The sequence below is a fragment of the Rhodovulum marinum genome (assembly GCF_004343075.1).
GTDB classification, from domain to species: domain Bacteria; phylum Pseudomonadota; class Alphaproteobacteria; order Rhodobacterales; family Rhodobacteraceae; genus Rhodovulum; species Rhodovulum marinum.
In genome coordinates this window covers 341,561-355,388 of sequence record NZ_SLXP01000002.1, presented here as the reverse complement: position 1 = coordinate 355,388, position 13,828 = coordinate 341,561, and the positions used below count along the sequence as shown (strand labels likewise).

The following is a 13,828-nucleotide window of genomic DNA, read 5'->3' as shown; positions in this document are numbered from 1 at the left end:
CTCATGTGTCCTCGGGGTCCTGGCGCACGGCCATCACGCGCAACGCCCGTTTCACCGCGTCGCGGTCCGGCTCGGGCAGGGCGGCGACGCGTTGCGCGATCTTGCGGATCGGATCGAGTTCGAGCGCGGCCCACCCCGCCTCGGTCAGCGAAAGGATGCTGCTGCGCGCGTCGGCCGGGTTCGCCTCGGTCGAGACCAGGCCGCGCCCGCGCAGGGTGCGCAGCGCCCGGCTGATCGGGGCATGGGTCAGGTCCAGGTAGGTCGCGATCCGGGTCAGCGTGCGGCCTTCGGCGGGATAGCGGGCCAGGTAGCGCAGGATCGACCATTGCAGCGGCTGGATCTCGTGCGATTGCCGCGTGTCATAGGCGCCGCGCACGATCCGCTCCATCAAAAGCGCGACCGCGAGATCGCTGCGATCGAACCCGTTCTGCGTGATTTCGTTCATGCCGTGCCGCGTCGTTTTCGGTATTCCGGCCACATTATCACGGCGGCGTCCCCGGTCGACAGCGATCCGTGCAGGGGGCAAGACCTGCGCATTTATCCGCCTGCCAGCGCGGTCGAGATGGCCTCGATCAGGCGGCTTCGGCGCACCGGTTTCGCCAGGCGGATATCGTCCGGCCGAACGCCCGGGTGGCGGTCGAAGCTGCCGAAATCGTGGCCCGACAGGAACAGCACCGGCAGATCGGGCCGCATTTGCCGCAGCCGCTCGGCCAGGGCCGGCCCCTGCAGCGCGCCCGGCATCACCACGTCGGTGATGACCAGGTCAAAGCCCGGGTCGTCCTGGAACAGCCGCCAGGCCGCGTCGCCGCTGGGGACCGGCACGATGTCATGGCCGCTGCTTTCCAGCGTGCGCAGCAGTGTTTCGCGCACGTTGGGTTCGTCCTCGACCAGCAGGATGCGCGCACCACTTCGGGCCGTCCGGGGCGTGCCGACGGCGACCGGGCGCGGGACCGGCCCCTTGTCGCGGCGGGCGCGGAAATACAGCCGGAACGTCGTGCCCGCCCCGGGGGCCGAGGTGACGCTGACCCCGCCGCCCGACTTGTGCATGAACAGGTCGATCATCGCCAGGCCCAGCCCGGTGCCGTTCGGCTTGGTCGTGGCGAAGGGTTCGAAGACCCGCGCGAGGTCCTGTTCGGCGATGCCCTGGCCGTCATCCTCGATCGCGACGGTGACGTAGCGCCCCGCGGGCAGGCGGCGCGCGCCGGGCAGGGTCACGGCCCGGGAAAGGGTCTCGTTGGCGGTGACGATCCGGATCCGGCCGCCCGCGGGCATCGCGTCGCGCGCGTTCAGCACCATGTTCAACAGCGCGCTTTCGGTCGAACTGGCATCCACCTCGACGCGCCACAGGTCGGGGGCAAGGTCGGTTTCGATCACGATGTTGTCGGGCAGGGTGCGCGCGGCGAAGCGGGTCAGTTCGGCCACCACGGCGTTCAGGTCCACGACGCGCGGCGTCAGGTTCGCCTGCCGGGCAAAGCGCAGCATGTTGCCGGTCAGGTCGGCGCCGCGCTCTGTCGCGCGGATGCCCGCGTCGATCAGGTCGCGCTGGGCGGGGCTGCCCGCGCTTTCGCGCAGCGCCTCCAGGTTGCCCAGGATCACGAAGAGCAGGTTGTTGAAATCATGGGCGATCCCGCCGGTCAGACGGCCGATCGCCTCGGACCGGCGCGCGAGTTCCAGGTTCAGCCGCGTCTTTTCATAGCCGTCATGCCAACGATAGGCCCGCAGCACCGAGACCAGCAGGTAGATGACCAGCGCCGCGGCGATCACCATGCCGGCGACCGCGTCGCGCACCTGGTAGCCTGGCCCGGTGAAGGTGGCCGCGATCACGAAAACCGCCACCCCGTTCGGGATGACATAGCACAGCATCGACTGCCAGACCTTGGTGCGCACAAGAAAGGTGTTCAGCGTCGAGCCCACCAGAAGCGCGATCACCGCGAACTTGTAGACCGGGTCGTCGACCTGCCAGAGCAGCACCGACAAGAGCGCGAAATTGCTGCCGATCAACAGGTTCAGCGCCACGACGACCGCGAAGAACCCGCGCGAGTTCCAGTCGGGCGTGGATTTCAGCAACACCCGTTCGCCCGCCACCAACGTGTATTGCACCGCGTACCAGGCGAACAGCCACCACAGCTGATAGGCCACCGCGCCCACCGTCACGCAGATCAGCACCAGCGCGGTTTCGGTCAGCAATTCGGGATAGCTGGACGCGCTGAGCGCGCGAAGGCGGTCCAGTTCCCGTTTGCGATCGCGTGTCATCCTCTGCCTTTCGCCGTCGCGCCGGGGCCCGGGGCCGGTTCGGCGCGAGTCGAACCGGTTTCACCATGTCACGGCGCATACCGTTTGTCCCGGGCCAGCGGCCGGTCCGGTGGGCGACAGGTTTGTCATGAACGCGATCCAAGGTCGATGGCGCGAGGGCGCGATCGCCGCGGGTATGCCCGGTTCCCGGACCCGGCGCACGCATTCCCGGGCACGCGTCGGGGGAGGGGGCGCGTGCGGCCGCAGCACGGAGAGCACCGCGGCGCAGGGCGCGCCGGTGTTTTTGGGTGCGGGTGGGGCGGTTTACTGCGCCTTGACCAGCCGCAGGTGGGTGGGTCTGCGCGCAAGCCCCGAGCGCACCAGCCCCGCAAGCGTCGCCAGTTCGCGACGGACCTGCGCGAATTGCGGCTCGCGGATACCCAGCCGCGTTTCGACGGCGGTCAGGTATGACTGCAGTTCCTCGAGGGTGGTGGCAACCTCTTCCAGCGCGTCCTGCCCGTCCTGCTGCATCTTCCTCGTATCCTTTTCGACCGGGTTCCTTTCCCACCACTGCAACCATGAACGCCACCGGCGCGGGGGGCTGTCGGCGAGGGGCCGCGCCATCCGCAGGGGTGACCTTACTTGCCACTAGCAAATAAAGTCCAGATGCAATTTCGCGCATGCGGCTACCCGTTGCGTGCATGACAACCACAAGTCGAATCAAGGGGTTGAGGTCGGCGGTTGCAGTCTGTTCCGGCCGGGTGTGCGCGATGTCGCAGGGCGCTGAATTCCCGTGAAATGATCGAGAATTCTGCGCGTTTGCCCAATTCTCTGGCAATACCTGCCGCGCCATGCGACCCTTTGACCCTAGGGAACGGGAGAAACGCCATGAAATTGCGCGCACTGGCGACGATGGTTCTGCTGTCGGGGTTCGGCGGGGCGGCGGCGGCGCAGACGGTGTTCGTCGACCAGGGCGACGACTGGACGCCCGCCCTGCGCGATGCCTTCTACACCCAGGACCAGGGTTCGCGAATCATGCCGCTGGCCTGGATGCGGGCGCTGCGTCTGCCCGATGGGGCGCCGTTCCTGCAGGACGCGCTGGCGCGCTATGGCTATCTGCCGATGCCGGGGCGGCTGGACGATGACCTGCCGGTGGGGTTCACCACCAATGGCCGCGGCGCCGACATGGCGGTGGGCATGACCTGCGCGGCCTGCCACACCCGCGAGATCGAGGTGAACGGCACCGCCTACCGGGTCGATGGCGGCCCGGCGATGGTGGATTTTCAGGCGTTCCTTGCGGACCTGGATGCGGCCGTCCTGGCGTTGCTGGACGATGCGGCCGCCTTTGACGCCTTTGCCGCCGAGGTTGCCGGGCCGGATGGCGATACCGCCGCGCTGCGCGAAGCGGTCGAGACCTGGAGCCTGCGCTTTCACACGCTGATGGCGCGGTCCCTGCCCGATCCGGCCTGGGGGCCGGGGCGGCTGGACGCGGTGTCGATGATCTTCAACCGGTTGGCGGGGCTGGATATCGGCCCCGAGACCGAGGATTACCTGATCCCCGACAACATCGCCCTGGCCGATGCGCCGACGCGCTATCCGTTCCTGTGGAACGCCGCGCGGCAGGACCGCACGCAATGGCCCGGGTTCGCCGAGAACGGCAACGACCTGCTGGGCCTCGCCCGCAACCTGGGCGAGGTCTACGGCGTGTTCGGAGAGTTCCACCCGGCGACGAAACCCGGGCTTGTCTTCGGCCATGACTACATCTCGCGCAATTCGGCCAATTTCGACGGGTTGCGCGCGCTGGAGGATTGGGTGTGGGAGATCGGCGCGCCGCGCTGGCCCTGGGCGCTGGACCGCGAGCTGGTCCGGCAAGGCCAGGCGGTGTTCAACCGGCCCGTCGCGGCGGGAGGCTGCGTGGCCTGCCACGGCAAGCGGCGGGGCGAGCGCCGCGCGCTGTTCCACAGCACCTATGCCACGCCGATCCTGGACGTGGGCACCGACACCCGTGAATGCGCGATCCTGGGCCGCAGGGTGCAGACCGGCGTTCTGGAAGGTGCCAGGATCCCGCTGTTGCGCGACGAACTGGGCGCCGAGGCCCCGGCCTTCGAGGTGTTGGGCGTGGCGGTGATCGGCGCGATCATCCAGCAGGCCACGTCCTTCGGCCCGGCGGGGCTGGGGCAAGAGGCGGGCGGGGCGGATCAGGCCGACTTCATGGCCCAGTTCGACGACCTGCGCGGGGCCTTCCCGATGGGGGCGGCGGGCACGGGGCTGGAATCGGGCGAAACGGGCTGCAAATACGCCGCCCGCGTGCTGGAGGGGATCTGGGCCGCGGCGCCCTATCTGCACAACGGGTCGGTTCCCAGCCTGCGCGAGTTGCTGACCCCGCCCGAGGAGCGTCTCGCGGCCTATACCCCCGGCCCGGTCTACGACATCGAGGCGGTCGGCATCGCCACCGATCAGCCGGGGTTCGGACAGGTGATCGAGACCACGGGCTGCGCGGCGCTGGACAGCGGCAACAGCCGCTGCGGCCACCCCTATGGCACGACCCTGCCCGAGGCCGAGAAACGCGCCCTGCTGGAATATCTCAAGTCGATCTGAGCGGGCGCGGCCTCAGCCCGCGGCGTCGTAGCGGGTGAAGATCTCGGTCGTGCCCGCCGGGCCGATCAGGTGGACGTCATAGGCCTCGCGCCGCGACTCCGGCCCCATGCCGGGCGAGCCGAAGGGCATGCCGGGCACCGCCAGCCCCACCGCCGCGGGCCGTTCGGACAGGATTCGCAGGATGTCGGCGGCGGGCACGTGGCCCTCGATCACGTAGCCGTCTACGCGCGCCGTGTGGCACGAGGTCATCGCCGGGGGCACGCCGCTGTCGATCTTGTGCTGCACCAGGGTGCCGCCCGGCACGTTCTCGGCGGTCACCGCGAAGCCGTGCGCCTTCAGGTGGTCCATCCAGGCCACGCAACAGCCGCAACCGCTGGTCTTCAAAACATGGATCGCCGGCCCCTCGGCCAGAGCCGGGGCGGCGGTGGCGGCGAGCAGCAGGGCGGCAAGCGGGGCAGCGGGGCGCATGGCGGGTGTCCTTTCCCGGGAATGGTGGTGCGATGCTGCCAGCCGTGCGGCCCTTCCGTCCAGTGCCCCGCGGCGCGCGGCCGATCACGTCCGGGTGATGCGGGCCCGCCTTGGCCGTTTCGCGGCGCGCCGGGCCTGTGTAACAATCGCTGCAACGCCAGCCGAAGGGGCCGCCGATGCGCCTGATCCCAGCCATGGAGTGCGGCCCGCGCCTGCGGGCAAGGGGCGCGGCGTGATGGCGGGCTGGGGCGAACTGGCGCTGGCCTTCGCGGCGTTCCTTGGCTCGCACGCGCTGCCGGTGCAGCCGCCGGTCAAGGCCCGGCTGACGGCGTCGCTGGGGCCGCGGGGCTATCTGCTGGCCTATTCGGCGCTGTCGGTGGCGATGCTGGCCTGGCTGATCGTCGCGGCGGGCCGTGCCCCGTTCGTGCCGCTGCTGCCCTGGGCGGCATGGCAGGCCTGGGTGCCGGCCCTGGTGATGCCGGTGGTCTGCCTGCTGATCGCCTTTGGCACCGCCGTGCCCAACCCGCTGGGATTCGGGGGCGCGCGCAACGGCCTGTTCGATCCCGACAGGCCGGGCATCGTGGGGCTGACGCGCCACCCGTTGCTGTGGGCGCTGGCGCTGTGGGCGGGGGCGCATGCGCTGGCCAATCCCGACCTGGCGCATGTGCTGGTGTTCGGGGGGTTCGCGGGGTTCGCGCTTGCGGGTATGCGCATCATCGACCGGCGGATGCGGCGTCTGATGGGGGCGGAGCACTGGCAGCGGATGGCGGCCCGCACCGCGATCCTGCCGCTGGCCGCGCTGTTGGCCGGGCGCTGGCGCCCCGCGGGCGCGCCGGACCTGCGGCGGCTGGGCGTTGGCCTTGCGCTGTGGGTGGGGCTGCTTTGGGCGCATGGCCCGGTGATCGGCCTCTCGCCGCTGCCCGCGCCGGTCTGACCTGCGGACACTTGGATCGCGATGGCCCGAACCGCCTGATATCGGTGAGAAAATTGGAGCGGGCGATGAGATTCGAACTCACGACCCTTACCTTGGCAAGGTAATGCTCTACCCCTGAGCTACGCCCGCATCCATTGGGTGAGGCGTGATTTATAAAGTTGGGCCGGGGGCTGCAAGGAGAAAAATACGCCTGCGGGAAATTTTTTGCGATGCCCTTTGCCGATCCGTCGCCTGGGCCGGGCCGACCGGCGCCGCCGCGCGGGCGGGCGGTCGATCGGCCCCGGTTCCGGGGACAACCCCGGCCGATTTCCACGATTGTCCATGGTCCCGGGGGGCTGCGACGTTTGGCGCGCGCCGGTGGCGGGGCGGGCGCGCGATTGCGATTGAACTTTCGCCGCGATGGTGCCGCTATTCCGCCATATTCAATTCGTGCAAGGGGTAACGATCTTGAAAAAACTCATCACCATGGCCGTCGTTTCGACGGCCCTCGCCGGGGCGGCCGGGGCGGCCGGGGCGGCGACCGTCGGGTTCGACCTGACCATTTCCGGCGAGGCGAACGGGCCGGTCTTTTCGCTGGCGAACACGTCCAGCGCGGCCACGATCACCGGCGGCCGGGCCGTCATCGGCAACACCGCCTACAATTTCGACTGCGTCAGCAACCCGGTGGCGCCCGCGGGCGGCACCCTTGGGTTCACAACGCCCGAGGTCGGCACCTGTTACCCCGGCGGCGGGATGCGCCCCGACGAGATCGTGTTCCAGGTCACCGATTTCGATCCGGGTGAAACCCTGTCCTTCGGGACCGACATCGACCGCGATTTCTCCGACACGTCCGTCTACGACTTCAACGTCCTGCTGAACGGCGGCCGTTTCGAGGTCACGTTCGCGGTCCCGGACCTGAACGGTCCGCTGGTCGCCCAGTTTCAACCGGGTCAGAAGAGCTATAGCGTCTCGGTCACGACGGGCGCCACGCCGTCGGCGGTGCCGCTGCCGGCGGGCGGCGTGCTGATCCTGACGGCGCTGGGCGCGCTGGGTGCCGCTGCCCGGCGCAAGACGCGCTAGGCCACAGACCTGGCGGGCCGGTCAGCCCGGCCCGCCGGGGGTCATTCGAATTCGACCAGCAGGTCCTTGGCGTCGATCTGTGCGCCGGGGGTCACGTGGACGGCCTTGACCGTGCCGTCATGTTCGGCATGCAGGCCGGTTTCCATCTTCATCGCCTCGATGGTCAGCAAAAGGTCGCCTTCCTTGACCTTCTGGCCGGGGCTGACGACGACCGAGGCCACCGCGCCCGGCATCGGCGCGCCGACATGGGCGGGGTTGCCCAGTTCCACCTTGGGCCGCTTGGCGACCTGGGCCTTGGCCTTGCGGTCGGGCACGCGGATCACGCGGGGCTGGCCGTTCAGCTCGAAGAAGACGCGCACATCGCCTTCCTCGGTGGTCTCGCCCACGGCGGACAGGCGCACCTCCAGCGTCTTGCCGGGGTCGATCTCGGCGGTGATCTCCTCGCCCGGTTCCATGCCGTAGAAGAAGGTGCGCGTGGGCAGGGTGCGCACGGGGCCGTATTGCGTGTGCCGCGCGGTGTAGTCGGTGAAGACCTTGGGATACATCAGGTATCCGTTCAGGTCCTCGTTGTCGAATTTCAGGTCCTCGAACTGCGCCGACAACTCGGCGCGCAGCTTGTCCAGGTCGGCCGGGGGCAGGTGCTTGCCCGGGCGTTCGGTGTTGGGCTTTTCGTCCTTCAGCACCTTGCGGACGATGGCCGGGGGGAACCCGCCCGGCGGCTGGCCCAGGTTGCCGCGCAGCATGTCGATGACGGAATCGGGGAAGGCCACGTCCTTGTCGGGGTCTTCGACGTCGGCGCGCGTCAGGCCCTGGCTGACCATCATCAGCGCCATGTCGCCCACCACCTTTGACGATGGCGTGACCTTGACGATATCGCCGAACATCCGGTTCACGTCGGCATAGGTCTTGGCGACCTCGGGCCAGCGGTCCTCCAGCCCCAGGGAGCGGGCCTGCGCCTTGAGGTTGGTGAACTGGCCGCCCGGCATCTCGTGCAGGTAGACCTCGGACGCGGGGATCTGCATGCCGGATTCGAAGGCGGCGTATTGCGCGCGCACCTGGCCCCAGTAATCGGAAATCTCGCGCACCGCGTCCATGTCCAGGCCGGTTTCGCGCGGCGTGTTGCGCATCGCCTCGACGATGGAGCCCAGGCAGGGCTGCGAGGTGCCGCCCGAGAAGGCGTCCATCGCGGCATCGACGGCGTCCACGCCCGCCTCGGCGGCGGCGATGATGGTGGCGCCCGAAATCCCGCTGGTGTCATGGGTGTGGAAATGGATCGGCAGGCCGACCTCTTCCTTCAGGGCCTTGAACAGCACCGTGGCCGAGGCGGGTTTCAACAGCCCCGCCATGTCCTTGAGCCCCAGGATATGGGCGCCCGCGTCCCGCAGCGCCTTGCCCATCTCGACATAGTATTTCAGGTCGTATTTCGCGCGGTCGGGGTCCAGGATGTCGCCGGTATAGCAGATCGCGCCCTCGCAGACCTTGCCGGTCTCGATCACCGCGTCCATCGCCACGCGCATGTTCTCGACCCAGTTCAGGCTGTCGAACACGCGGAACACGTCGACGCCGGTGTCGGCGGCCTGACGCACGAAGCCCTGCACCACGTTGTCGGGATAGTTGGTATAGCCCACCCCGTTCGACCCGCGCAGCAGCATCTGCGTCATCAGGTTGGGCATCCGCGCGCGGATGTCGCGCAGCCGCTGCCACGGGCATTCCTGAAGGAAGCGATAGGCCACGTCGAAGGTGGCGCCGCCCCAGCATTCCACGGAAAACAGCTGCGGCAGGTTGTGGGCATAGGCGGGCGCCACGCGGATCATGTCGATGGACCGCATCCGGGTCGCCAACAGCGACTGGTGCCCGTCGCGCATCGTGGTGTCGGTCAGCAGAAGTTGTTTCTGCTCGGCCATCCAGTCGGCCACCGCCTGCGGGCCGAATTCATCCAGGATCTGGCGGGTGCCGGGGGCATAGCTTTCGCGCCGGTTCTCGGGGGGGCGCGGCGTCTTGGCCTCGGCGGGCGGGCGGGCGCGCCCTTCGGTTTCGGGGTGCCCGTTCACGGTGACATCGGCGATATAGGTCAACAGCCGCGTCGCCCGGTCGCGCCGCTTTTCGAAACGGAACAGTTCCGGCGTCTGGTCGATGAACTTGGTGTGGTATTCGTTGTTCAGGAAGGTCGGGTGCTTCAGCAGGTTCTCGACGAAGGCGATGTTCGTGCTGACGCCCCGGATGCGGAATTCGCGCAAGGCGCGGTCCATCCGCGCGATCGCGGCCTCGGGGGTGGGGGCCCAGGCGGTGACCTTTTCCAGAAGCGAGTCGTAATAGCGGGTGATGACCGCGCCCGAATAGGCGGTGCCGCCATCGAGCCGGATGCCCATGCCCGTGGCGCCCCGATAGGCGGTGATCCGGCCGTAATCGGGGATGAAGTTGTTCAGCGGATCCTCGGTGGTGATCCGGCATTGCAGGGCGTGGCCGCGCAATTCCACGTCATACTGGCTGGCCACGCCGGTGGCCTCGACAAGGCTCTTGCCCTCGGCCACCAGGATCTGCGCGCGCACGATGTCGATGCCGGTGACTTCCTCGGTGACGGTGTGTTCCACCTGCACCCGGGGGTTCACCTCGATGAAGTAGAACTCGCCCGTCTCCATATCCATCAGGAATTCGACGGTGCCCGCGCATTCGTAGTTCACCTCTTCGGCGATCTTCTTGCCGAGATTGCACAGGTGTTCGCGCTGGGCGGGCGACAGGTAGGGGGCGGGGGCGCGTTCGACGACCTTCTGGTTGCGGCGCTGCACCGAACAGTCGCGTTCCCACAGGTGATAGATGTTGCCGTGCTGGTCGCCGAGGATCTGCACCTCGACGTGGCGGGCGCGCAGGATCATCTTTTCGAGATAGCCTTCGCCGTTGCCGAAGGCGGCCTCGGCCTCGCGCCGGCCTTCGCGCACCTTGTCCTCCAGCTCGTCGGGGCCGTTGATCGGGCGCATGCCGCGCCCGCCGCCGCCCCAGGACGCCTTGAGCATCAGGGGATAGCCGATCGCGTCGGCCTCGGCGCGGATCGCGTCCATGTCCTCGCCCAGAACCTCGGTCGCGGGGATCACCGGCACGCCGGCCTTGATCGCGACCTTGCGGGCCGATGCCTTGTCGCCCAGCGCGCGCATGGTTTCGGCCCTGGGCCCGATAAAGGCGATGCCGGCGGCTTCGCAGGCCTCGACGAAATCGGGGTTCTCGGACAGCAGGCCATAGCCCGGATGGATCGCGTCGGCGCCGCACATCCTGGCCACGCGGATGATCTCGTCGATCGAGAGATAGGCCTGCACCGGGCCCAGCCCCTCGCCGATCCGGTAGGCCTCGTCCGCCTTGAACCGGTGCAGGCCCAGCTTGTCCTCTTCGGCGTAGACCGCCACCGTCTTCTTGCCCAGCTCGTTGGCGGCGCGCATCACGCGGATGGCGATTTCACCGCGGTTGGCGATCAGGATCTTGCGGAATTCGGTCAAGGGCGGGCCTCCTTGTTGGATCGGTCCGTCCGGCGCGGGTGGCGCGCGGGGGAAGTGTCATATCGGTATATCTTGGCGCCGGGGCGGCGCAAGGGGCGTCGGCCCAGCTAGCGCGGGGTGACGGTCACCACCCGGCCCGCCGGATCGGTCTGGCAGCGCCACGTTCGGTCGCTGTCCGGCCTGCCCAGGTCGACGAACCAGCCCGCCGCCGTGCGCCCCTGTTCGCCCATCAGGACCGCGGCGTCGGGCAGGCGGAACCGGGTGGCGAATTCGGCGGTGCAGGTCCGCCGCGCCTCGGGCGGCGGGGTGGCCATGGCGGCGGCCGCCGCCTGTTTCGCCGCCTCGGCGCGCGGGCCCGGCGGGATCGGGCGCAGGTCGGCGACCGGGGCCGGGCCGGTCCCGGCAATGCGCTCGGCCGGCAGCGGCACCGCCTCGACCGGGCGCAGACCCTCGGGCGCGCGGTCGGGCGGCGCGGCACAGCCGGCGAGGGCGGCCAGCCCCAGGATCATCGCGATGGCGCGAGCCTGTGTCATGCCCCGACTATTCCCGTTTCACGCGAAAAGGCAACCGGCGGGCGGGGTTGCGCCGGGATGCGCGGCGCGGTCAGAACATTCTGCGAACACGCCTTTAACTCTGATCCGACCCGCGCTAGATTGCCAAACATGTGCCCCATCGACGACTCCGAGGCCTTCGAGGCCGCCGCGCAAAGCTCCTTGGCCGCCCGGGCCATGGCGGCGCGCCCCGCGCCCTATCTGGATGGCCTGAACCCCGCCCAGCGCCAGGCGGTCGAGGCGCTGGACGGCCCCGTGCTGATGCTGGCGGGGGCGGGCACCGGCAAGACCAAGGCGCTGACCACGCGCATCGCGCATCTGCTGTTCACCGGGTCCGCGCAGTCCAATGAAATCCTGGCCGTGACCTTCACCAACAAGGCCGCGCGCGAGATGAAGGAGCGGGTGGGCCGGTTGATGGGCCAGACGGTCGAGGGGATGCCGTGGCTGGGCACCTTCCACGCGATCTGCGTGAAACTGCTGCGCCGGCATGCCGAACTGGTGGACCTGAAATCGAACTTCACCATCCTCGACACCGATGATCAGATCCGCCTGCTGAAACAGTTGATCGTCGCGGCCCATATCGACGAGAAACGCTGGCCCGCGCGGCAACTGGCCGGGATCATCGACCACTGGAAGAACCGCGCCTGGACGCCCGAACAGGTGCCCGCGGGCGAATCCGCGGCCTTCAACAACCAGGGCGTTGCGCTGTATGCCGCCTACCAGGACCGCCTGAAAACCCTGAACGCGGTCGATTTCGGCGACCTGCTGTTGCATGTCGTGACGATCTTCCAGGCGCATCCCGACGTGCTGGAGCAATACCGCCGCTGGTTCCGCTATATCCTGGTGGACGAATACCAGGATACCAACGTCGCCCAGTACCTGTGGCTGCGCCTGCTGGCGGGGGGGCATCGCAACATCTGCTGCGTGGGCGATGACGACCAGTCGATCTATGGCTGGCGCGGCGCCGAGGTGGGCAACATCCTGCGCTTCGAAAAGGATTTCCCGGGCGCGCAGGTGATCCGGTTGGAACAGAATTACCGCTCCACCCCGCATATCCTGGCAGCCGCCAGCGGATTGATCGCGGCCAACAAGGGCCGGCTGGGCAAGACGCTATGGACCGAGGCGGACGAGGGCGAAAAGGTCCGCCTGATCGGCCATTGGGACGGCGAGGAAGAGGCCCGCTGGATCGGCGAAGAGGCCGAGGCGATGCAGGCGGGCACCCGCGGGATGCGGCCCTATTCGCTGGACGACATGGCGATCCTGGTGCGCGCCAGCCACCAGATGCGCGCCTTCGAGGACCGGTTCCTGACCATCGGTCTGCCCTATCGCGTGATCGGCGGCCCGCGCTTCTATGAACGCATGGAAATCCGCGACGCGATGGCCTATTTCCGCCTCGCCGTGTCGCCCGAGGACGATCTTGCGTTCGAACGCATCGTCAACACGCCGAAACGGGGCCTTGGCGACAAGGCGCAGCAGAAGATCCAGCAGATGGCGCGCACGAACGGCGTGCCGCTGGTCGTGGGCGCGCGGCTGCTGATCGAAACCGGCGGGATCACCGGCAAGGGCGCGGGCGAATTGCGCAAGCTGATCGAGGGGATCGGCCGCTGGCACGGCGCGGCGCTGGATGCCCGCGAAAGCCATATCGAGCTGGCCGAGCGTATCCTCGACGAATCCGGCTATACCGAACACTGGCAGAACGACAAGACGCCCGAGGCGCCGGGGCGGCTGGAGAACCTCAAGGAATTGGTCAAGGCGCTGGAGGAATTCGAGAACCTGCAAGGGTTCCTCGAACACGTGGCCCTGATCATGGACAACGAGACCGAGGAACAGGGCGCCAAGATTTCCATCATGACGCTGCACGCCGCCAAGGGGCTGGAATTCCCCGTGGTCTTCCTGCCCGGGTGGGAGGACGGCCTGTTCCCCAGCCAACGCTCGATGGACGAGAACGGCCTGAAAGGCGTCGAGGAGGAACGCCGCCTGGCCTATGTCGGGATCACCCGCGCCGAGGAGGTCTGCACGATTTCCTTTGCCGCCAACCGCCGCGTCTATGGCCAGTGGCAATCGGCGCTGCCGTCCCGTTTCATCGACGAACTGCCCGAAGAGCACGTGGATATCCTGACCCCGCCGGGCCTTTACGGCGGAGGGATGGCCGCGCCCGCGCAATCGGGCATCGAACAGGCGGCGGCCAGCGCGAATGTCTACAACTCGCCCGGCTGGAAACGGTTGCAGGCGCGCAGCGGGGCGCGGCCCATGGCCCAGCCGCGCGAAAGCCGCACCATCACCATCGACGCCCAGGCGGTGGCCGCCTATGAGACCGGCGCGCGCGTGTTCCACCAGAAATTCGGCTATGGCACGGTGACGGGCATTGAGGGCGACAAGCTGGACATCGCCTTTGACAAGGCCGGCGAGAAGAAGGTCGTCGCGCGCTTTGTCGTGGCCGCCGAACAGGCCGACGACGTACCGTTCTAGGGCGCGTCCGGCACGCGGAATTTATTGAAAAT

10 protein-coding genes and 1 tRNA gene are annotated in these 13,828 nt (G+C 68.5%); 4 read left to right on the top strand and 7 right to left on the bottom strand.

Annotated elements, in window-relative coordinates:
• Nucleotide 1: 1 nt before the first annotated feature.
• From EV662_RS04835 to EV662_RS04825, 3 genes are all read right to left on the bottom strand, one after another.
• Nucleotides 2-445, bottom strand: a complete 444-nt coding sequence (locus tag EV662_RS04835; RefSeq protein ID WP_132461004.1) for a MarR family winged helix-turn-helix transcriptional regulator — start codon at nucleotides 443-445, stop codon at nucleotides 2-4.
• A 92-nt stretch (nucleotides 446-537) separates the two neighbouring features.
• Entirely contained in the window at nucleotides 538-2,253 is a 1,716-nt protein-coding gene (locus EV662_RS04830; protein WP_132461003.1) for an ATP-binding protein, read from the bottom strand.
• Nucleotides 2,254-2,556: 303 nt separating this feature from the next.
• Nucleotides 2,557-2,763, bottom strand: coding sequence for a hypothetical protein (locus tag EV662_RS04825; protein ID WP_132461002.1), 207 nt, complete (start codon nucleotides 2,761-2,763; stop codon nucleotides 2,557-2,559).
• Between the two features lie 357 nt (nucleotides 2,764-3,120).
• On the opposite strand from EV662_RS04825, the gene EV662_RS04820 reads away from it, so the two are divergent.
• A complete protein-coding gene (locus EV662_RS04820; RefSeq protein ID WP_207903590.1) occupies nucleotides 3,121-4,830 on the top strand; it encodes a di-heme-cytochrome C peroxidase in 1,710 nt (569 codons plus the stop codon).
• A 12-nt stretch (nucleotides 4,831-4,842) separates the two neighbouring features.
• On the opposite strand, the gene EV662_RS04815 is transcribed toward EV662_RS04820, so the two are convergent.
• Nucleotides 4,843-5,298, bottom strand: a complete 456-nt coding sequence (locus tag EV662_RS04815) for a DUF411 domain-containing protein (protein ID WP_132461001.1) — start codon at nucleotides 5,296-5,298, stop codon at nucleotides 4,843-4,845.
• A gap of 235 nt (nucleotides 5,299-5,533) precedes the next feature.
• On the opposite strand from EV662_RS04815, the gene EV662_RS04810 reads away from it, so the two are divergent.
• Complete coding sequence (locus EV662_RS04810; protein ID WP_132461000.1) at nucleotides 5,534-6,232, top strand: NnrU family protein; 699 nt, start codon at nucleotides 5,534-5,536, stop codon at nucleotides 6,230-6,232.
• Between the two features lie 54 nt (nucleotides 6,233-6,286).
• Here the strand turns inward: EV662_RS04810 and EV662_RS04805 are convergent.
• A tRNA-Gly gene (locus EV662_RS04805) sits at nucleotides 6,287-6,361 on the bottom strand.
• 318 nt (nucleotides 6,362-6,679) lie between these two features.
• Between EV662_RS04805 and EV662_RS04800 the strand changes: the two genes are divergently transcribed.
• Nucleotides 6,680-7,291, top strand: a complete 612-nt coding sequence (locus EV662_RS04800) for a VPLPA-CTERM sorting domain-containing protein (protein WP_165915517.1) — start codon at nucleotides 6,680-6,682, stop codon at nucleotides 7,289-7,291.
• 41 nt (nucleotides 7,292-7,332) lie between these two features.
• On the opposite strand, the gene EV662_RS04795 is transcribed toward EV662_RS04800, so the two are convergent.
• Both EV662_RS04795 and EV662_RS04790 read right to left on the bottom strand, forming a co-directional pair.
• The gene (locus tag EV662_RS04795) at nucleotides 7,333-10,776 is read right to left on the bottom strand and encodes a pyruvate carboxylase (protein ID WP_132460998.1); all 3,444 of its coding nucleotides are present in this window, start codon (nucleotides 10,774-10,776) and stop codon (nucleotides 7,333-7,335) included.
• 107 nt (nucleotides 10,777-10,883) lie between these two features.
• Nucleotides 10,884-11,309: a hypothetical protein gene (locus tag EV662_RS04790; protein WP_132460997.1), complete on the bottom strand. Its 426-nt coding sequence runs from the start codon at nucleotides 11,307-11,309 to the stop codon at nucleotides 10,884-10,886.
• Nucleotides 11,310-11,438: 129 nt separating this feature from the next.
• Here EV662_RS04790 and EV662_RS04785 point away from each other — a divergent pair, with 129 nt between their 5' ends.
• On the top strand, nucleotides 11,439-13,796 hold the full coding sequence (locus EV662_RS04785; protein WP_132460996.1) for an ATP-dependent helicase: 2,358 nt from the start codon (nucleotides 11,439-11,441) through the stop codon (nucleotides 13,794-13,796).
• Nucleotides 13,797-13,828: the final 32 nt, after the last annotated feature.

Excerpts from the sequence above, each read along its gene's own strand:
- EV662_RS04835 (WP_132461004.1), bottom strand. The coding sequence starts at position 445 with ATGAACGAAATCACGCAGAACGGGTTCGATCGCAGCGATCTCGCGGTC.
- EV662_RS04820 (WP_207903590.1), top strand. The coding sequence starts at position 3,121 with ATGAAATTGCGCGCACTGGCGACGATGGTTCTGCTGTCGGGGTTCGGC.
- EV662_RS04810 (WP_132461000.1), top strand. The coding sequence starts at position 5,534 with ATGGCGGGCTGGGGCGAACTGGCGCTGGCCTTCGCGGCGTTCCTTGGC.
- EV662_RS04830 (WP_132461003.1), bottom strand. The coding sequence starts at position 2,253 with ATGACACGCGATCGCAAACGGGAACTGGACCGCCTTCGCGCGCTCAGC.
- EV662_RS04785 (WP_132460996.1), top strand. The coding sequence starts at position 11,439 with ATGTGCCCCATCGACGACTCCGAGGCCTTCGAGGCCGCCGCGCAAAGC.
- EV662_RS04825 (WP_132461002.1), bottom strand. The coding sequence starts at position 2,763 with ATGCAGCAGGACGGGCAGGACGCGCTGGAAGAGGTTGCCACCACCCTC.
- EV662_RS04815 (WP_132461001.1), bottom strand. The coding sequence starts at position 5,298 with ATGCGCCCCGCTGCCCCGCTTGCCGCCCTGCTGCTCGCCGCCACCGCC.
- EV662_RS04790 (WP_132460997.1), bottom strand. The coding sequence starts at position 11,309 with ATGACACAGGCTCGCGCCATCGCGATGATCCTGGGGCTGGCCGCCCTC.